Source organism: Actinomadura sp. 6K520 (genome assembly GCF_004349245.1).
GTDB lineage: Bacteria > Actinomycetota > Actinomycetes > Streptosporangiales > Streptosporangiaceae > Spirillospora.
In genome coordinates this window covers 21400-39151 of the sequence record NZ_SMLC01000062.1, presented here as the reverse complement: position 1 = coordinate 39151, position 17752 = coordinate 21400, and the positions used below count along the sequence as shown (strand labels likewise).

Here is a 17752-nt window from a genome sequence, read left to right as displayed (position 1 = left end):
CGACGGCGGTTCTGGCGTTCTTCCATGTGCTGTTCGGCGGGTTCTTGACGGCGGGGTTCTTCATGGCCGGGGTGAGCGGCTATCACCTGCTGCGGCGGACGGCGGAGGTGGAGTTCTTCCGGCGGTCACGGGACACCCGGGCCCGGCATCGTCCGGGCCCGGGCTGCGGGCGGTGTCACAGGTTGCCGCGGCGCTCCTGCTCCCGCTCGATCGCCTCGAACAGCGCCTTGAAGTTGCCCTTGCCGAAGCCGAGCGAGCCGTGGCGCTCGATCATCTCGAAGAACACCGTCGGGCGGTCCTGGACGGGCTTGGTGAAGATCTGCAGCAGGTAGCCGTCCTCGTCCCGGTCGACGAGGATCCGGCGCTTGTGCAGCTCCTCGATCGGGACCCGCACCTCGCCGATGCGCTCGCGCAGCTCCGGGTCCTCGTAGTAGGAGTCGGGGCTCTCCAGGAACTCCACCCCGGCGGCGCGCATCCGGTCGACGGTCGCCAGGATGTCGTTGGTGGCGAGCGCGATGTGCTGGACGCCCGGCCCGCCGTAGTACTCCAGGTACTCGTCGATCTGCGACTTGCGCCTGCCCTCCGCCGGCTCGTTCAGCGGGAACTTGACCTTGCGGCTCCCGTCCGCGACGACCTTGGACATCAGCGCGGAGTACTCGGTGGCGATGTCGTCGCCGATGAACTCGGCCATGTCGGTGAATCCCATGACCCGGTGGTAGAAGTCGGCCCACTCCTCCATGCGCTCGACATTGCCGACGCAGTGGTCGATCGCCTGGAAGTACCGCTTCTCCGGCGGCTCGACGATCGGGTCGGCGGGCGCGAACCCCGGCAGGTACGGGCCGGAGTAGTTCGAGCGGTCGACGAGCGAGTGGCGGGTCTCGCCGTAGGTGGCGATCGCCGCGATCGGCACCTTGCCGTACTCGTCCTCCAGGACGTGCGGCTCCTGCACGCCCGTCGCGCCGTTCGCGAGCGCGTGCCGGTAGGCGGCGTCGACGTCCGGGACCTCGATCGCGAGGTCGACCACGCCGTCGCCGTGCTCGGCGATGTGCCGGCCGAGCCCGGTCCCCGCGCGCACCGGGCCGCGGAACACGAACCGGGCGCCGCCCGACTCCAGCACGTGCACCGCCTCGTCGGGGCTGCCGTTCTCCGGGCCGCGGTAGGCGACCCTTCGCATGCCGAACGCGGTGGAGTAGTAGTGCGCCGCCTGCTTGGCGTTGCCGACGGCGAAGACGACGGCGTCCATGCCCTTGACCGGAAACTCATCCATGCCACCCAATTTCGACATGCACCTACAAGGTGCGCAAGGGTGTCCTCAAGTGATGGACAATCTGTACAGTAAAAGGCGCGACAGGCCCGTCGCTCTGTACAGGGTGACCAGGAGCGGTGGAGGGTGCCGTGCCGATCGACGAACTGGACGGCCGGCTGATCGAGCTGTTCACCGCCGAACCCCGCGTCGGCGTCCTGGAGGCGTCCCGGCGGCTCGGGGTGGCGCGCGGCACCGTCCAGGCGCGGCTCGACCGGCTGAGCCGCGACGGCGTGATCGCGGGCTACGGCCCTGAGATCGACCCCGCGGCGCTCGGCTACGGCGTGACGGCGTTCGTGACGCTGCAGTTGCGGCAAGCGGGCGGGCACGACCCCGTCGCCAAGCGGCTCGCGCAGGTGCCCGAGGTGATCGAGGCCCACACCATCACCGGCCCGGGGGACATGCTCTGCCGCGTCGTCGCGCGCAGCAACACCGACCTGCAGCGCGTCATCGACGTGCTCGTGGACGTGGCGGGCGTGGAGCGCGCGTCCTCGGTGATCTCGCTGGCCACCCAGGTCGCCTACCGCACCCTGCCGCTGGTCCGCGCCTCGGCCCGCCGGACGGGCGGGGCGGAGCGGAGGTGGCCGGGGGAGGACGGCGCAGATGGAGCGAAGCCCGGGGAACGACCCCCGGGCTGATCGGAAGCGGGGTACCCGGCAGCACCCCGTTCCGCGGACCTGCGCCGTCCTCCGCGGACGCGCTCGGGGCTAGCCGGCCCCGTAGGGGGTGGCGTCGAGGATCTCGACCGTCATGCTCCGGCCGTTCGGCAGCGAGTAGGTGGCCTTGTCGCCGACCTTCTTGCCGTTGATGGCCGCGCCGAGCGGCGACTTGGGCGAGTAGACGTCGATGGGGGCGCCGACCTCCTCGCGGGACGCGAGCAGGAACGTGACCTCTTCGTCGTCGCCCTCGAAGGAGACCGTGACGGTCATACCAGGACCGACCACGCCCTCGGTACGCGGCGCTTCACCGACGCGCGCGTTCTCCAGGATGCCCTGGAGCTGGAGGATGCGGCCCTCGATCTTGCCCTGTTCCTCCTTGGCCGCGTGGTAGCCGCCGTTCTCGCGCAGGTCCCCTTCCTCCCGCGCCGCCTCGATCTTCTGAGCGATCTCGATGCGGCCCGGGCCCGACAGGTGCTCCAGCTCAGCCTTGAGCCGGTCGTACGCCTCCTGGGTCAGCCAGGTGACGTTGTCAGCGCGGGTCTCGGTCACGGGTACTCCTCATCCACATGTGGTGATCCTCGTCCGCCCGTGGCGGACCGACGTCACATCGACATGAAGTGGCGGCCGGGTGAAACCTCTAGCCTATCCGGTGTGTGCGGTTAAAGGTTCCCTGAACTCGGCGTCTGCAATCCGCCAATCGTCTTTCGTCCCGCACTCCGGGCGGCGGCGGCCGGGTGGGGCCGTACCGGGAGGTCAGGCGGTGTGGCAAGCGTGGATGCGCGCACCGGTCGCCCGCCGCGGCGTCCGCAGCGTCTCCGTCCCCTGCACGCTGGACGTCCCCGCCGGAACGATGACCTCTTTCTCCGCGAGGACGGCGAATTTCTTGTCGAAGGCGTCGACGGTGCAACGCACCACATCCCCCTCGCCCTTGGCCACCGAGTAATTGATCTCCACCGAAGTGTCGCTGATGTCGTAGGTGACCGTCTGCGACACGATGCCGGGCGTCTGACCGGCGTACATGGAGATGACCCCGAAACCGCCCGCGGCCAGGGCGACGAAGACCCCGATGACCACCAGCCCGAGCCGGCCCTTCCGGGGCTCGGCGGGCACCGTCGGCTTCGACACGCTCGTCGTCATGGTGGGGAATCTCCGTGCGGTGTGCGGACGTTGTCAGGGACAATTCTCGTCTGTCAGGGCGCGTGCCTCGAACCGGGGGCGCTCGAAGGTGCGATAAGGGAGAACCCAGGTGTCCGAGGTCATCGACGATGCGGCGCTCGAGCGACCCTGCGGCGGCGGCGAACCGCTGCGGCTCATGGCGGTGCACGCCCACCCCGACGACGAGTCGAGCAAGGGCGCGGCCACGATGGCCAGGTACGTCGCGGAAGGCGTCGAGGTCCTCGTCGTCACCTGCACCGGCGGCGAGCGCGGCGACATCCTGAACCCGGCGATGGACCGTCCCGAGGTCAAGGCCGACATCGGCAAGGTCCGCGAGGCCGAAATGGCGCGGGCGCGCGAGATCCTCGGCGTCCGGCAGAGCTGGCTCGGCTTCGTCGACTCCGGCTTCCCCGAGGGCGACCCGCCGCCGCCGCTCCCCGAGGGCTGCTTCGCGCTGGAACCGCTGGAGAGCGCCACCGAACCGCTGGTGCGCGCCGTCCGCGAGTTCCGCCCCCACGTCATGCTCACCTACGACGAGAAGGGCGGCTACCCCCACCCCGACCACGTGAAGTGCCACGAGGTTTCGGTGGAGGCGTTCGAGGCGGCGGGCGACCCCGAGCGTTACCCCGGCACCGGCGACCCCTGGCAGCCGCTCAAGCTCTACTACCACATGACCTTCAGCAAGGAGCGCATCCTCGCCCTGCACACCGCGATGGAGAAGGCCGGCCTGGAGTCGCCCTACGGCGACTGGATCAAGCGCTTCGACGAGGAGAGCGAACGGCGCGCCACGTGGGACGTGACCACCCGCGTCCCCTGCGCCGACCACTTCGAGACCAGGGACCGCGCCCTGCTCGCCCACGCCACCCAGATCGACCCCAACGGCTTCTGGTTCGTCGTCCCGCTCGACATCCAGCGCGAGGCATGGCCGACCGAGGACTACCATTTGGCCAGGTCCCTCATCGACACCGAGTTGCCGGAGGACGACCTGTTCGCCGGCGTCCGGGAGAAGGTGTGTCTGTAGTGCTTTCCCTCACCGCGGTGCAGCTCGGCGCGTTCCCCTTGAACGACGACACGGTATCCCCGGGATTCCTGGGGTTCGGTGTCGTCGTGGCCCTCGGTGTCGCGACCGTCTTCCTCATCCGCTCCATGAACAAGCAGATGAGGAAGATCCAGGCGCCGCGCGAGGCCGAGCTGATCCAGCAGGAGTGGGAGCGCGCCGAGGCGGAGAAGGCGGCCAAGGCCGGGGGCCCCGATGCGGCCAAGGCCGGGAGCCCCGATGCGAAGGCGCCTCCTGCCGACGGCGCCTGACACGCCCCGGCTCGGTTGGATTCGGCCGAGTCCGGGGAGGACCCCCGTCGTGCGCGCGAACATCGAGGACTCCTACGGGGAGCTCGCCCCGGCGGCGGCCCGGCTGCTGCGGCTGCTCGGCCTGCGTCCGGGCGGCGGCATCGGCCCCGGCGCGGCCGCCGCGCTGGCCGACGTCCCCGAGTCGCGCGCCCGTGAGCTGCTGGACGTCCTCGCCGCCCGGGGCCTCGTCACCGAGTCGGGCGGCCGCTTCCACCTTCCCGGCGCCGTCCGCGCGTTCGCACGTGAGCGGGCCCACCTGGAGGACGCCGAACCCGACCGGGACGCCGCGCTCCGCCGCGTCCTCGACCACCATCTCGCCTCGGGCGGGGGAGAGCTCGAAGGCGAGGGCCTGGCACTTCTGGAACGGGAACGCTGGGCGGAGGCCGCCGGAGTCCTGGAGGAGAAGCTGCGTCGCGCCGAACGCGACGGCGACCGCCACGAGATCCTGCTCGCCCGGCACGACCTCGCCCGCGCGCTGATCCGCGCGGGCGGCACCGGCCGCGCGATCGAGCTGCTCGGCCCGCTCCCCGACGAGTTCGCCGCCCTGTCCGTCCCCGACCAGACCGCCCGCGCCGACGCCCTGGAGGATCTCGGCGAGGCGTACCTGCGGGAGGGCCGCCCCATCGCGGCGACCAACTTCTTCGGCCAGGCCCTGGAGATCCACCGCAGGGAGAAGGACGTGGAGCGCCAGGCCGACATCTTCGTCCACCTCGCCGACGCCGCACGTGACCGCGGCGACAAGGCGGCAGAGGACGCCGCCGTGGATCAAGCGGCGGAACTCTACGAGTCCGTGCTCAGCCCGAAGGCCGCCGAGCTGGCGGAACGCCGCGCCGCGCGCTGACCGGGATCATGCCTTGCGGTGGTCCCAGCTGACCACGCGGTCGGGGTCCATGACGATGAGGACGCGCTTGGCGAGCGCCTGCTCGATGCCCTCGGCGATGACGGGATCGACCGGCGCGCCCATCTCCGGGACGGGCAGCCCCGCCATCCGGGAGCCGACGACCATGCCGACCTTGCTCCTGGGCTCGGGGTCCTCGATGACGAGGCCGCGGCCGTAGAGGGCGACGCCGCGCAGCTCGTTGTACTCCGCGCCGTCCTCGACCAGGCACGTCATGGTGGGATCGCGGCGCAGGTTCAGCACCTTCTGCGACGCCTTGTACGTGGTGAAGGCGATCTTGCCGTCGAGCAGCGCGTAGAACATCGTCACCAGGTGCGGCTCGCCGTCCTTCCCGACCGTGGCGACCTGGACCTTGTGGTTGTCGGCGAGGTAGGACGCCACCTCGTCCGGCGTCATCTTGATCTTCTCGCGCTTGCTGCTCCCGGCCAACGGGGCCTCCCTAACGCTTGCTCGCCTGCGACGGGCACAGGATAACCAGGCGCTTTCCGGCCATCGCACCCGGCACCATGGGTCCATGTCGGTTCGCGATCTGATCGTCCTCGGCTCCGCCAGCGCGGTGCCCACCAAGGCCCGCAACCACAACGGCTACCTGCTGCGCTGGGACGGCCGCGGCGTCCTCTTCGACCCGGGGGAGGGGACGCAGCGGCAGATGACCCGCGCCGGGGTCGCGGCGAACGACATCACGTGGATCTGCGTGACCCACTTCCACGGCGACCACTGCCTCGGCGTCCCCGGCGTCGTCCAGCGCATCGCCCGCGACGGCGTCGAGCACCCGGTGGACGCGGCGTTCCCCGCGAGCGGCCGCGAGTACTGGGATCGGCTGCGGCACGCGGCCGTCTTCCGCGACACCGGCGTCATCCGGGAACGGCCCGTCTCGGGCGAGCGGATGACGCTCGACACCGGCGACGCCCCGTTCACCCTCCTCGCGCGCAGGCTCTCCCACCCCGTCGAGGCTTACGGATACCGGCTGGAGGAGCCCGGCGGCCGGACGATGCTGCCCGCCGAACTCGCCGCGCGGGGCGTGCGGGGCCCGCTGGTCCGCCGGCTCCAGGAGGAGGGCCGGGTCACCGCTCCCGGCGGCCGGACGGTCACGCTGGAGGAGTGCAGCGTCGCCCGTCCCGGCCAGAAGGTCGCGTTCGTCATGGACACCCGGCTCTGCGACGGTGTGCGCGAGCTGGCGGACGGGGTGGACATGCTCGTCATCGAGTCGACCTTCCTGCACGAGGACGCCGCCCTCGCCACCGAGTACGGCCACCTCACCTCGGCCCAGGCGGCGGCGGTCGCCGCGGAGGCGGGTGTCCGGCACCTGGTGCTGACGCACTTCTCCGAGCGGTACCGCGTCGAGGACGAGCACCGCTTCCTGGACGAGGCGTCCGCCGTGTTCGGCGGCGAGATCACCCTCGTCCATGACCTTGATCGGATCCCGCTGCCGCCGCGCCGCCTAACCGGGCGGGAACGTGGGCAGGAGTCAGTGCATGGCTGACGAAGTCGATGTCGTGGTGATCGGTCTTGGCCCGGGTGGAGAGGACGCGGCGGGGAGGCTGGCCGAGGCGGGCCTGTCCGTCGCCGCCGTGGAGTCGCGGCTGGTCGGCGGGGAGTGCCCGTACTACGCCTGCGTCCCCACGAAGATGATGGTGCGCGCGGCCGGGCTCCTCGCCGAGGGCGGCCGCGTGACGGGGATGGCGGGCGAGTCGTCCGTCCGTCCGGACTGGGCGCCGGTCGCGGCCCGGATCCGCGACGAGGCGACCGACTCCTGGGACGACAAGGTCGCCGCCGACCGGCTCACCGGGAAGGGCGCCGAACTCGTCCGCGGCGAGGGCCGCATCACCGGCCCCGGCGAGGTCACGGTGCACGACCGCGTGTTCCGCGCCCGCCGCGGCATCGTCCTCAACACCGGCACGAGCCCGACCGCCCCGCCCATCGACGGCCTCGCCGGCACCCCGTACTGGACGAACCGCGAGGCCGTCCAGGCCACGCGGGCGCCCGAGTCGCTCATCGTCCTCGGCGGCGGCGTCGTGGGCGTCGAGATGGCGCAGGTGTTCTCCCGCTTCGACTGCCGCGTCACCGTGGTCGAGGCCGCCGGCCGACTCCTCCTCAACGAGGAGCCCGAGTCCGGCGCCCTCCTCCGCGAGGTCTTCGAGCGCGAGGGCATCGGCGTCCGCACCGACGTGAAGGTGACGGCCGTCACCCACGAGAACGGCGAGTTCACCATGGACCTCGACGGCGAACCCCTCTCCGCCGAGCGCCTCCTAGTGGCGACCGGCCGCCGCCCCAACCTCAAGGGCCTCGGCCTGGAGAACGTCGGCCTGGACGAGGACGCCCGCCAGATCCAGGTCGACGGCCACATGCGTGCCGCCGAGGGCGTCTGGGCGGTCGGCGACATCACCGGCATGGGCCAGTTCACCCATGTCTCCATGTACCAGTCGGCCATCGCCGTCCGCGACATCCTCGGCGAGGAGGGCGCGCCCGCCGACTACCGGGCGGTCCCCCGCGTCACCTTCACCGACCCGGAGATCGCGTCCGTCGGCCTCACCGAGGCCCAGGCCCGCGACCAGAACCTTCCCGTCCGCACCGGCACGGCTCGGCTCTCCGACTCGGCCCGCGGCTTCATCCAGAAGGTCGGCAACGACGGCTTCATCAAACTCATCGAGCACACGGAGTGGGGCACCCTGGTCGGCGCCACCGCCGTGGGCCCTTCGGGCGGCGAGATCCTCGGCGCCCTGACCGTGGCCGTGCACGCCGAGACCCCCACCGCCACCCTCCGCGAAATGATCTACGCCTACCCCACCTTCCACCGAGCCCTGGAACCCGCCCTCCACGACCTCACCACCTGACGGGGCGGCCGGGCCCGGCCGGAGAGTGAGGCGGCGGCCGGATCGGGCAGGATCGGTGTCATGAACCGGCTCAAGGACGCGACAAGCCCGTATCTGCTGCAGCACGCCGGCAACCCGGTGGACTGGTGGGAGTGGTGCGACGAGGCGTTCGCCGAGGCGCGCCGGAGAAATGTCCCAGTCATGCTTTCTGTCGGATATGCCGCTTGCCACTGGTGTCATGTGATGGCGCATGAGTCGTTTGAGGACGATGACGTCGCGCGGGTCATGAACGAGTTGTTCGTGAACATCAAGGTGGACCGGGAGGAACGGCCGGACGTCGACGCCGTGTACATGGAGGCCACCCAGGCCATGACGGGCCAGGGCGGGTGGCCGATGACGGTGTTCATGACTCCGGAGGGCCATCCGTTCTACTGCGGGACGTACTTTCCGCGCGCCCAGTTCCGGGCGTTGCTCCAGGCCGTCCACAAGGCGTGGACGGAGCAGCGCGAGGTCGTGGTCGAGCAGGGGCAGCAGGTCGTCGCGGCGCTCACGTCGCGGGGGCCGGGGCTCGCGGGGGCGCAGGCACCCGGCGCGGAGATGCTCGCGCACGCGGTGAAGGTGCTCGCCGGGTCCTACGACGCGGCGCGCGGCGGGTTCGGGAGCGCGCCCAAGTTCCCGCCGTCGATGGTGCTGGAGTTCCTGCTGCGGCACCACGCACGGACGGGGGACGAGCAGGCGCTCGCGATGGCGGGCCACACCATGGAGGCGATGGCCCGGGGCGGGATCTACGACCAGCTCGGCGGCGGGTTCGCCCGGTACTCGGTGGACGCGGAGTGGGTCGTCCCGCATTTCGAGAAGATGCTCTACGACAACGCGCTGCTGGCGCGGGTGTACGCGCACTGGTGGCGGACGACCGGGTCGCCGTTCGCGCGGCGTGTCGCGCTGGAGACGTGCGACTGGATGCTCCGCGACCTGCGGACGAACGAGGGCGGTCTCGCGTCCGCGCTGGACGCCGACAGCGAGGGCGTCGAGGGCAGGTACTACGTGTGGACGCCCGAGCAGCTGCGCGAGGTGCTCGGCGACGCGGACGCGGCGTTCGCCGAGGGCCTGTTCGAGGTGACGGGGACGTTCGAGCACGGGACGTCCGTGCTGCAGCTCCTGCGGGACCCCGACGACGTCGAGCGGTACGAGCGGGTGCGGACGGCGCTGCTGTCGGCACGCGCGCACCGGGTCCCCCCGGCGCGGGACGACAAGGTCGTCGCGGCCTGGAACGGGCTCGCGATCGCCGCCCTGGCCGAGTGCGGTGCGCTGTTCGGCCGGCCGGACCTCGTCCGGGCGGCCGAGGAGGTGGCGCGGCTCCTGCTCGACGTGCATCTGAGCGACGGGCGGCTTGCGCGGACGTCCAGGGACGGGACGGCCGGCGCGAACGCCGGTGTCCTGGAGGACTACGCCGACGTGGCCGAGGGCCTGCTGGCCCTGCACGGTGTCACGGGCGACCCGGGCCACATGCGGATCGCGGGCGAGCTGCTGAACACCGTCCTCGACCGGTTCGGGGACGGGGAGGGCGGTTTCTACGACACCGCCGACGACGCGGAGCGGCTCTTCCGGCGGCCGCAGGACCCGACCGACAACGCGACGCCGTCCGGGCAGTTCGCGGCGGCCGGGGCGCTGCTGTCGTTCGCCGCGCTGACCGCGTCGGACCGGCACCGGCAGGCCGCCGAGGAGGCGCTCGCCCCGGCGGCGGCGCTCGCGGACAGGCACGCGCGGTTCGCGGGCTGGGGGCTGGCCGTGGCGGAGGCGCGGGCGGCGGGTCCGGTGGAGATCGCGGTGATCGGTGCTCCGGACGACGAGCGCACCCGGTCGCTGCACCGGACGGCGCTGCTGTCCGGCGCGCCGGGGGCCGTGGTGAGCGTCGGCCCGCCGGACGCGGCGGGCGTGCCGCTGCTGGAGGGGCGCGGGCTCGTGGCCGGGGTGCCGGCGGCGTACGTGTGCCGGGGGTTCGTGTGCCGGCGGCCGGCGACGTCCACGGCCGACCTGGCCCGGGAACTGCGCAGTCAATTGGACTGAAAGTCTACTTTTGTGGCACTGTGACGTTGATCTCGCCGCCGCTTGGTGTTACCACTGAGTAGCTGGGGTGAAGCTGACCCACCGTGGCGACGCGGCCGAGGGTGGCAGGGGACCCGCCGGGTATCTGGACGGTGACCCGCCATCTGAGCCATAGTCGTTTCCAAGCCGGGTCTGTTCGCGGGGCGACCGTCGAGGGAGTGTGGCAGTGGGAAAGCCGAACCGCCGGGTGCTACCGACGATCATCGGCGTTTCCGTCGTCACCACCCTGGCCGCCAACATCACGGTCCTCGTGGTGCGCGGCGGCGACGGCCCCGCCGACTCCGCGCGAGGTGAGCAGCGGGCCCGCTATGTGGCCGCGTCCGGGAGCATGAGCGTGTCGCCGTCGGCGGTGGCGCCCCTGGGCAAGCGGCTCACCCCGCACGTCATGGTGGCCGCGCCCTCCACGCTGCCCGCCGGGCTGGTGGAGAAGGTCCGCGGCGCCAAGGGCGTGAAGGGCGTCGAGGTCGTGGACGCCGTCCAGGGCATGGTCGCCGGCAAGCAGGTCGGGCTGATGGGCGTCGACCCGTCCACGTTCCGCAACTACACGCCGAAGCCCACCGCCAAGTCGGACGCGCTGTGGCGCAACGTGGCGTCCGGCGACGTCGCGATCTCGTTCACCATGGGCAACGACGGCGGCGTCGAGCTCGGCAGCCGCATCCCCGTCGGCGGCAAGCGGGAGCAGTCGCGGCTGCGCGTCGGCGCGTACGCGACGATGGGCGTCAGCGACGTCGACGCGGTCATCTCCCGCGACGCGGCGCGGGCGCTCGGCATGCCCAGCGGTAACGCGATGCTGATCAGCGTCCCGAAGACCGAGCCGAAGACGTTCATCAAGAAGGTCCGCAAGGCGCTGCCGAAGGGCGCCAAGGCGGTCGCGGTCAATCCCGAGATCGACTTCCCGCAGACCGGTGCGATACCCGACGCCAACGGGCAGGTCATGACCGCCAAGCAGGTGCGGACGGTGATCCAGGCGGCCTACACGCGGCTCGGCTGGCCGTACGTGTGGGGCGGCGAGTCCGAAGCGGAGGGCGGCTACGACTGCTCCGGCCTCATGCAGTACGCCTTCGCCAAGGCCGGGATACGCCTCCCGCGCGTGGCGGCCGACCAGGCGCGGACGGGCTGGGTCATCCCCTACAGCAAGGCCGAGCCGGGCGACATGCTGATCTGGGCGAACGACCCGACCGCGCCGGGCTACATCTCGCACATCGCCCTCTACCTGGGCAAGGGCAAGATGATCGCCGCGCCGCGCAGGGGCACCGTGGTGCAGGTCCAGGACGTCTACACCCGCAACATGCGCGGCGCCGTCCGCGTCAGCCCCAAGCTGGTCGGCTCCCGGCACCGGTAGAGCGCCCGCCCGCGGACGCCCGGCGCTCCGCGAGATCCCGAATGTCGGTCGAGGAAACGCTGGCCCCGCGCCCGGTTGCCTTGTAATTTTGATTACATGCATACGAGTGAAGCGGCGGAGCAGCTGCGCGGCTGGTTCTCCGGACGGCTCCCCGAGGCGTGGTTCACGGGGCCGCCCGACGTCGTGCTCGACCGCGAGGAGGTCAGCGTCGTCGGCCGCCTGCCCGAACCGCCGGGCACCGCGGAGGCGTCCGAGGCGTCCGAGGCGTCCGAGGCGGAGCGCGCCGGCGTGCTCGCCGGGCACATCCAGCGCTTCCGCGAGGACACCCGGGAGCGCCGCATCGCCATCGCCCGCGAGGCCGAGCAGCGCTACGGCTACAAGGTGTCGTGGGGCGTGGAGTGCGGCGGCGAGCGGGAGATGTTCACCACGCTGTCGGTGCCGGTCATGACGCGGCTCCGGCAGCCCGAGCGCCGCGTCCTGGACACCCTCGTCGACGCCGGGGTCGCCCGCAGCCGCAGCGACGCCCTCGCCTGGTGCGTGCGGCTCGTCGGCAAGAACACCGACGAGTGGCTCTCCGAGCTGCGCACCGCGCTCCAGCACGTCGAGCGCGCCCGCGCCGCCGGACCGCGGGCCTGAACCGCGCCTGATCTCCGCGGCTGATCTCCTCGCCGGATCCCCTGCCGCGGCACCGTCCGCGCCCCGGCCACCGCTTCGCGAAACGGAGTGCACGACCGTTTCCGTCGTCCCGCCCCGCGACCCGGCACGATTTCGCGGGTCTTCGGGGGAATAAAGTGGCCGGTTTGAACCTCGGGCCATAATTGAGCGTCTTTCCAGCAGGAACGGTCGCTCGAAGGGAAGCCCACATGGGGGTTCGGCGTACGGAGAAGCCGCGGGGCGCGCAGCCGCGCGGTGCGCGGAGGGACGGCGTGCGCCGCCGCCCCTCCGAGGGCGGGCGACTGCTGTCCGCCCTGCGCCGCAGTGCCCCCTACGGGGCCGTCCGTGACGTCGTCTACCGGCTGTACGAGCGCCGCGTCGAGGCGGAACTGCCCAGCGACGTCACGCCCCGGCACATCGGCGTGATCCTGGACGGGAACCGCCGCTGGGCCCGGACGATGGGCCTCGCCGACGTCAACTCCGGGCACCAGCGCGGCGCCGCGAAGATCTCCGAGCTGCTGCAGTGGAGCACCGAGGCCGGGGTCGAGGTCGTCACGCTCTGGCTGCTGTCCACCGACAACCTCAACCGCCCGGCCGCCGAGCTCGAACCGCTCCTGGAGATCATCGAGAGCACGGTCCGCAAGCTCGCCGCCGACGGCTGGCACGTCAAGCCCGTCGGCGCCCTCGACCTGCTGCCCGATAAGACGGCCCGTGTCCTCAAAGACGCGGGTGAGGCCACATCAGGGGTTCCCGGGCTGATTGTGAACGTCGCCGTTGGGTATGGGGGTAGGCGTGAGATCGCTGATGCGGTGCGCTCACTGCTCATCGAGCAGGCGAGTCGGGGCACCAGCATCGAGGAACTCGCCGAGTCCCTCGACGTGGAGCACATCGCGGAGCATCTCTACACGCGCGGCCAGCCGGATCCGGACCTGGTCATCCGCACCTCGGGGGAGCAGCGTCTCTCCGGCTTCATGCTCTGGCAGAGCGCCCACTCGGAGTTCCACTTCTGCGAGGTCCACTGGCCGGACTTCCGCAAGGTCGACTTCCTCCGGGCCATGCGCTCGTACGCCGCGCGGCACCGGCGCTACGGCACCTGACGGCCGGCCTTCCGATCCGTATTCCGGTCTGCCTTCGACCACCGGCCCCAGGCCGCCTGCGCGTCACCGGTACATCCCCATGATCAGGGAGATCGAGTGGCCACAACCTCCGCGCGCCGTCCTGGCACCTCCGGGAACACCTCCGGGACGAACGTTCCGGACCGGCGCACGTACGTCCTCGACACCAGCGTCCTGCTCGCCGACCCGGGGGCGATGACCCGGTTCGCCGAGCACGAGGTCGTACTCCCCATCGTCGTCATCTCCGAGCTGGAGGGGAAGCGTCACCACCCCGAGCTCGGCTACTTCGCCCGGCAGGCGCTGCGCACGCTCGACGACCTCCGGCTGCGGCACGGGCGGCTGGACGAGCCCGTGGCGGTCGAGGGGCCGCTCGGCGACCAGGGTGGAACGCTCCGCGTCGAGCTGAACCACTCCGACCCCAGCGTGCTCCCGGACGGGTTCCGCCTCGGCGACAACGACACCCGGATCCTGTCGGTGGCGGCGTGGCTGGCCCACGAGGGCAGCGACGTCGTCCTGGTCTCCAAGGACCTGCCGATGCGGGTGAAGGCGTCCGCCGTCGGCCTGGCCGCCGAGGAGTACCGGGCGGAGCTGGCGGTCGTGGAGTCCGGCTGGACCGGGATGCGCGAGCTGGAGGTGCCCGCGAGCCTCGTGGAGGAGATGTTCGAGACGGGCAGCGCGGACATGGCGGAGGCGCGGGACCTGCCGTGCCACACCGGCCTGCGGCTGCTGTCGGAGAAGGGCTCGGCGCTCGGCCGGACGCAGCCGGACAAGTCCGTGAAGCTGGTGCGCGGCGACCGCGAGGTGTTCGGGCTGCGCGGCCGGTCCGCCGAGCAGCGGATCGCGCTCGACCTGCTGATGGACGAGGACGTCGGCATCGTCTCGCTCGGCGGGCGGGCCGGCACGGGCAAGTCGGCGCTCGCCCTGTGCGCGGGGCTGGAGGCCGTGATGGAGCGGCGGCGGCACCGCAAGGTGGTGGTGTTCCGCCCCCTGTACGCGGTCGGCGGGCAGGAGCTCGGCTACCTGCCGGGCACGGAGAACGAGAAGATGTCGCCGTGGGGGCAGGCCGTCTACGACACGCTGTCGGCGGTGACGACCCCGGAGGTCATCGACGAGGTCGTGGACCGGGACATGCTGGAGGTCCTGCCGCTCACGCACATCCGCGGGCGCTCGCTGCACGACGCGTTCGTGATCGTCGACGAGGCGCAGTCGCTGGAGCGCGGCGTCCTGCTGACCGTCCTGTCGCGGATCGGCGCGGGGTCGCGGGTCGTGCTGACCCATGACGTGGCGCAGCGCGACAACCTGCGGGTCGGCCGGCACGACGGCGTCGCGGCGGTGGTGGAACGGCTCAAGGGCCACCCGCTGTTCGCGCACGTGACGCTGACGCGGTCGGAGCGGTCGCCGATCGCCGCCCTGGTCACCGACATGCTCGGCGACGTCGGCGGCTGAGGCGCCCGGGAGGTTTCCGCGGACCCCCGGCGGACGGCCGCCGGGGGTCCGTCGTGCCGGGGACAGGGCTCCTCGGTTCTCCACACAGGGTGATCGGGAAACCTCGCATCGTGTGTATGTGAGTAAGGTCACAGCATGTCGGCCGGAGGGGAAGATCCCCTGGTCCCCTCGGAGTTTCGGCAACGTTCCGGTCAAGTTGACAGCGGCCCCACCCGCAGCATTTGTCTCGTTTCGGTTGCGAAGCCTCCCTCGACCTCGGGCATTGTGGCTCCCCGTAAGCACCCCCGAGCGGTGCCGGCCGTGGCGCGGCCCCCAGTGAACGCGCGGCGGACCCGGCGCGGCCCGGATCCGGAGCCGCCCGACCGCGGCCGGCCGGACCGGGGGTGGAAGCCGCTCGTGCGCGTGCCCATGCGCGTGCGACCGTCGGAAGGACCGCCTTGTACGGAGACCGTCCCGGGTCCCCTAGGCGAGACGATCGACAGAGCTTTGCCCCCCACGAGCCGTGGCCGGCGGACGCGAGCGACGCGTTCGTCCCCGCCGCGCAGCCTCCGGTCGCCGAGACGGCGCCGCAGCCCGCGGTGGCGCCCGCGGCGCCCGCGGCGGACGTGAAGGTCGCCGGCGCGGACCGCACCCGCGCCGCCGCGCCCGCCGGCGACACCCTCGGCTTCCACGCCTTCCCGCCCGGCCCGGACGGCGCCGCCGCCGATCCGCGCGACGAGATCGCTTCCGGGGGAGGCCACGCCCGCCCCTCGGGTCGGCGAGCGGCCACCGGCAGGCGCAACGGCATGCGCGTCGTGGCGATCGCCGCCGGCGCGGCGGTCGTGATCGGCGGCGGTGCCGCCGCGGCGTTCGCGCTGACCGGCGGCTCCGACGACGACGGCGCCACCGTCAAGCCGACGCAGCAGCTGGCTGACGCCGCCCCCAAGGTCGACCCCAGGGTGCTGGAGGAGCAGCGGCGCAAGCTCGCGATGGAACGCGCCTCCCGCGAGACGCGCCAGTACAACGGCAAGGGGGTCGACCTGCGGCCCAAGGGCGAGCCGATCCCCACCAAGACGCCGGAGAAGAAGAAGGACGACGACGGCGGTGGCAGCGGCGGCGCCCCGGTCACCGACCCGATCCCGGCGGGCGAGGCGCAGCAGATCGCCAAGAAGATGATGCCGAGCTTCGGGTTCACCGGCGACGGCGAGTTCGGCTGCCTGGTGAAGCTGTGGGACAAGGAGAGCGGCTGGCGGACCAACGCCGACAACCCCACGTCCGAGGCGTACGGCATCCCGCAGGCGAACCCCGGGTCCAAGATGGCCAGCGCCGGTGACGACTGGCGCACCAGCGCCGCCACGCAGATCAAGTGGGGCCTCGGCTACATCAAGGACCGCTACGGCACCCCGTGCGACGCGTGGTCGCACTCGCAGCGCATCGGCTGGTACTGAGCCTCGAACGAGGACACGCGCGTCCCAGCGGCCGAGCAGGCCACTGGGACGCGCGGGACGTCACGACGAGCCGGTCATCCCCAGCACGTCCAACGCTTCGTCCAGCTGCTCGACGGTCAGCTTCCCGTCCGCCACGTAGCCGCGTTCGAGCACGACCTCGCGGATCGTGCGGCGCTCCCGCAGCGCCTGCTTGGCGACCTTCGCCGCCTCCTCGTAGCCGATGTAGCGGTTGAGCGGTGTCACGATCGAGGGCGACGACTCCGCGTACTCGCGCATCCGGTCCAGGTCCGCCTCGATGCCGTCGACGCAGCGGTCGGCGAGCAGCCGCGACACGTTCGCCAGCAGGGTGATCGACTCCAGGACGTTGCGGGCCAGCATCGGCAGCATCACGTTCAGTTCGAAGTTGCCCGACGCGCCGCCGAACGCGACCGCCGCGTCGTTGCCGATGACCTGGGCCGAGACCTGCATGACCGCCTCGGGAAGGACCGGGTTCACCTTCCCGGGCATGATCGACGAGCCGGGCTGCAGGTCGGGCAGCCGGATCTCCGCCAGCCCGGCGCGCGGCCCCGAGCCCATCCAGCGCAGATCATTGGCGATCTTGTGCAGGCTCACCGCGATCGTGCGGAGCGCGCCACTGGCCTCCACCAGCCCGTCCCGCGCGCCCTGCGCCTCGAAGTGGTCGCGGGCCTCGGTCAGCGGCAGCCCCGTGACACGTGCGATCTCCTCGATGACGCGGGCGGCGAAGCCGTCGGGGGTGTTGATGCCGGTGCCGACCGCCGTGCCGCCCAGCGGCAGCTCCGCGAGCCGCGGCAGGACCGCCTCCAGCCGCTCCACGCCGTGCCCGACCTGCGCCGCGTAGCCGCGGAACTCCTGGCCCAGCGTCACGGGGGTCGCGTCCATCAGGTGGGTGCGGCCTGACTTCACGGCCGTGCGGAACTCGTCCGCCTTGCGCGTCAGCGCGTTCTGCAGGTGCCGCAGCGCGGGGACGAGGTCGTTCAGGACGGCACCGGTCGCCGCGATGTGGATGGACGACGGGAACACGTCGTTGGACGACTGGGAGGCGTTCACATGGTCGTTGGGGTGCACGGAACGGCCGAGCCGCTCCTGCGCCAGCGTCGCCACGACCTCGTTGGCGTTCATGTTGGACGACGTCCCGGAACCGGTCTGGAACACGTCGATCGGGAACTCGCCGTTCCACCTGCCGTCCGCGACCTCCCGGGCCGCCTCGGTGATCGCGGCCGCGAGGTCCTCGTCGAGCACGCCGAGTTCGGCGTTCACCGTCGCCGCCGCGGCCTTGATGTGGCCCAGCGCGGCGATGTGCGCGTCCTCCAGCGTCCGTCCGGAGATCGGGAAGTTCTCCACCGCGCGCTGCGTCTGCGCCCGCCACTTCGCCGCCGCCGGTACCCGGACCTCACCCATGGAGTCATGCTCGATCCGGAACTCGCGCTCACCCATGGCACGTCACCTCCGCCTGGAACCCGTCACCA

Annotated in this window: 17 protein-coding genes and 1 pseudogene; 13 read left to right on the top strand and 5 right to left on the bottom strand. The window is 71.9% G+C overall.

The genetic code is table 11. The features are described 5' to 3' along the window. Positions 1–11 precede the first annotated feature (11 nt). Positions 12–116, top strand: a pseudogene (locus tag E1289_RS40150) (hypothetical protein); the annotation flags it as partial. Between the two features lie 59 nt (positions 117–175). Here the strand turns inward: E1289_RS40150 and hppD are convergent. Then, on the bottom strand, positions 176–1267 hold the full coding sequence (gene hppD / locus E1289_RS18260) for a 4-hydroxyphenylpyruvate dioxygenase (RefSeq protein ID WP_207929023.1): 1092 nt from the start codon (positions 1265–1267) through the stop codon (positions 176–178). A gap of 128 nt (positions 1268–1395) precedes the next feature. On the opposite strand from hppD, the gene E1289_RS18255 reads away from it, so the two are divergent. After that, positions 1396–1941, top strand: a complete 546-nt coding sequence (locus E1289_RS18255) for an Lrp/AsnC family transcriptional regulator (RefSeq protein ID WP_131981673.1) — start codon at positions 1396–1398, stop codon at positions 1939–1941. A gap of 69 nt (positions 1942–2010) precedes the next feature. Here the strand turns inward: E1289_RS18255 and greA are convergent, their stop codons facing one another. Both greA and E1289_RS18245 read right to left on the bottom strand, forming a co-directional pair. Further along, a complete protein-coding gene (greA, locus tag E1289_RS18250) occupies positions 2011–2511 on the bottom strand; it encodes a transcription elongation factor GreA (protein WP_131981671.1) in 501 nt (166 codons plus the stop codon). 204 nt (positions 2512–2715) lie between these two features. After that, a complete protein-coding gene (locus tag E1289_RS18245) occupies positions 2716–3099 on the bottom strand; it encodes a DUF4307 domain-containing protein (protein WP_131981669.1) in 384 nt (127 codons plus the stop codon). A 175-nt stretch (positions 3100–3274) separates the two neighbouring features. On the opposite strand from E1289_RS18245, the gene mca reads away from it, so the two are divergent. The 3 genes from mca to E1289_RS18230 are packed head-to-tail and all read left to right on the top strand — an operon-like array spanning position 3275 to position 5305. Beyond that, positions 3275–4138: a mycothiol conjugate amidase Mca gene (gene mca, locus E1289_RS18240; RefSeq protein ID WP_131981691.1), complete on the top strand. Its 864-nt coding sequence runs from the start codon at positions 3275–3277 to the stop codon at positions 4136–4138. After that, positions 4129–4425: a hypothetical protein gene (locus tag E1289_RS18235; RefSeq protein ID WP_243712919.1), complete on the top strand. Its 297-nt coding sequence runs from the start codon at positions 4129–4131 to the stop codon at positions 4423–4425. Before mca ends, E1289_RS18235 begins: the two co-directional genes overlap by 10 nt. 49 nt (positions 4426–4474) lie before the next feature. Next, positions 4475–5305 (top strand): tetratricopeptide repeat protein, encoded by an 831-nt coding sequence (locus tag E1289_RS18230; RefSeq protein WP_131981667.1) that lies wholly within the window; start codon positions 4475–4477, stop codon positions 5303–5305. A 6-nt stretch (positions 5306–5311) separates the two neighbouring features. Here E1289_RS18230 and E1289_RS18225 read toward each other — a convergent pair whose 3' ends face one another. Continuing rightward, positions 5312–5791: a pyridoxamine 5'-phosphate oxidase family protein gene (locus E1289_RS18225; protein ID WP_243712917.1), complete on the bottom strand. Its 480-nt coding sequence runs from the start codon at positions 5789–5791 to the stop codon at positions 5312–5314. Between the two features lie 85 nt (positions 5792–5876). On the opposite strand from E1289_RS18225, the gene E1289_RS18220 reads away from it, so the two are divergent. From E1289_RS18220 to E1289_RS18185, 8 genes are all read left to right on the top strand, one after another. Further along, on the top strand, positions 5877–6845 hold the full coding sequence (locus E1289_RS18220) for a ribonuclease Z (protein WP_131981665.1): 969 nt from the start codon (positions 5877–5879) through the stop codon (positions 6843–6845). Continuing rightward, positions 6838–8196 carry an NAD(P)/FAD-dependent oxidoreductase gene (locus E1289_RS18215; protein WP_131981663.1) on the top strand — a complete coding sequence of 453 codons (1359 nt, stop codon included), beginning with the start codon at positions 6838–6840 and terminating at the stop codon, positions 8194–8196. Before E1289_RS18220 ends, E1289_RS18215 begins: the two co-directional genes overlap by 8 nt. Positions 8197–8256: 60 nt before the next feature. After that, on the top strand, positions 8257–10242 hold the full coding sequence (locus E1289_RS18210) for a thioredoxin domain-containing protein (protein ID WP_131981661.1): 1986 nt from the start codon (positions 8257–8259) through the stop codon (positions 10240–10242). Positions 10243–10447: 205 nt separating this feature from the next. Beyond that, complete coding sequence (locus E1289_RS18205; protein WP_131981659.1) at positions 10448–11623, top strand: C40 family peptidase; 1176 nt, start codon at positions 10448–10450, stop codon at positions 11621–11623. 96 nt (positions 11624–11719) lie between these two features. Then, the gene (locus tag E1289_RS18200; RefSeq protein WP_131981657.1) at positions 11720–12259 is read left to right on the top strand and encodes a hypothetical protein; all 540 of its coding nucleotides are present in this window, start codon (positions 11720–11722) and stop codon (positions 12257–12259) included. Positions 12260–12486: 227 nt separating this feature from the next. After that, entirely contained in the window at positions 12487–13374 is an 888-nt protein-coding gene (locus tag E1289_RS18195) for an isoprenyl transferase (RefSeq protein WP_131981655.1), read from the top strand. 96 nt (positions 13375–13470) lie between these two features. Further along, on the top strand, positions 13471–14838 hold the full coding sequence (locus E1289_RS18190; protein WP_131981653.1) for a PhoH family protein: 1368 nt from the start codon (positions 13471–13473) through the stop codon (positions 14836–14838). Positions 14839–15275: 437 nt separating this feature from the next. Next, positions 15276–16265 carry a lytic transglycosylase domain-containing protein gene (locus E1289_RS18185; RefSeq protein ID WP_243712915.1) on the top strand — a complete coding sequence of 330 codons (990 nt, stop codon included), beginning with the start codon at positions 15276–15278 and terminating at the stop codon, positions 16263–16265. Positions 16266–16325: 60 nt separating this feature from the next. Here E1289_RS18185 and E1289_RS18180 read toward each other — a convergent pair whose 3' ends face one another. Next, positions 16326–17720 carry a class II fumarate hydratase gene (locus tag E1289_RS18180; protein ID WP_131981651.1) on the bottom strand — a complete coding sequence of 465 codons (1395 nt, stop codon included), beginning with the start codon at positions 17718–17720 and terminating at the stop codon, positions 16326–16328. Positions 17721–17752 lie beyond the last annotated feature (32 nt).

Bases quoted from the DNA above. Each gene is read 5' to 3' on its own strand.
- hppD (WP_207929023.1), bottom strand. From the start codon at position 1,267: ATGGATGAGTTTCCGGTCAAGGGCATGGACGCCGTCGTCTTCGCCGTC.
- E1289_RS18245 (WP_131981669.1), bottom strand. From the start codon at position 3,099: ATGACGACGAGCGTGTCGAAGCCGACGGTGCCCGCCGAGCCCCGGAAG.
- mca (WP_131981691.1), top strand. From the start codon at position 3,275: ATGGCGGTGCACGCCCACCCCGACGACGAGTCGAGCAAGGGCGCGGCC.
- E1289_RS18220 (WP_131981665.1), top strand. From the start codon at position 5,877: ATGTCGGTTCGCGATCTGATCGTCCTCGGCTCCGCCAGCGCGGTGCCC.
- E1289_RS18215 (WP_131981663.1), top strand. From the start codon at position 6,838: ATGGCTGACGAAGTCGATGTCGTGGTGATCGGTCTTGGCCCGGGTGGA.
- E1289_RS18210 (WP_131981661.1), top strand. From the start codon at position 8,257: ATGAACCGGCTCAAGGACGCGACAAGCCCGTATCTGCTGCAGCACGCC.
- E1289_RS18200 (WP_131981657.1), top strand. From the start codon at position 11,720: ATGCATACGAGTGAAGCGGCGGAGCAGCTGCGCGGCTGGTTCTCCGGA.
- E1289_RS18195 (WP_131981655.1), top strand. From the start codon at position 12,487: ATGGGGGTTCGGCGTACGGAGAAGCCGCGGGGCGCGCAGCCGCGCGGT.
- E1289_RS18180 (WP_131981651.1), bottom strand. From the start codon at position 17,720: ATGGGTGAGCGCGAGTTCCGGATCGAGCATGACTCCATGGGTGAGGTC.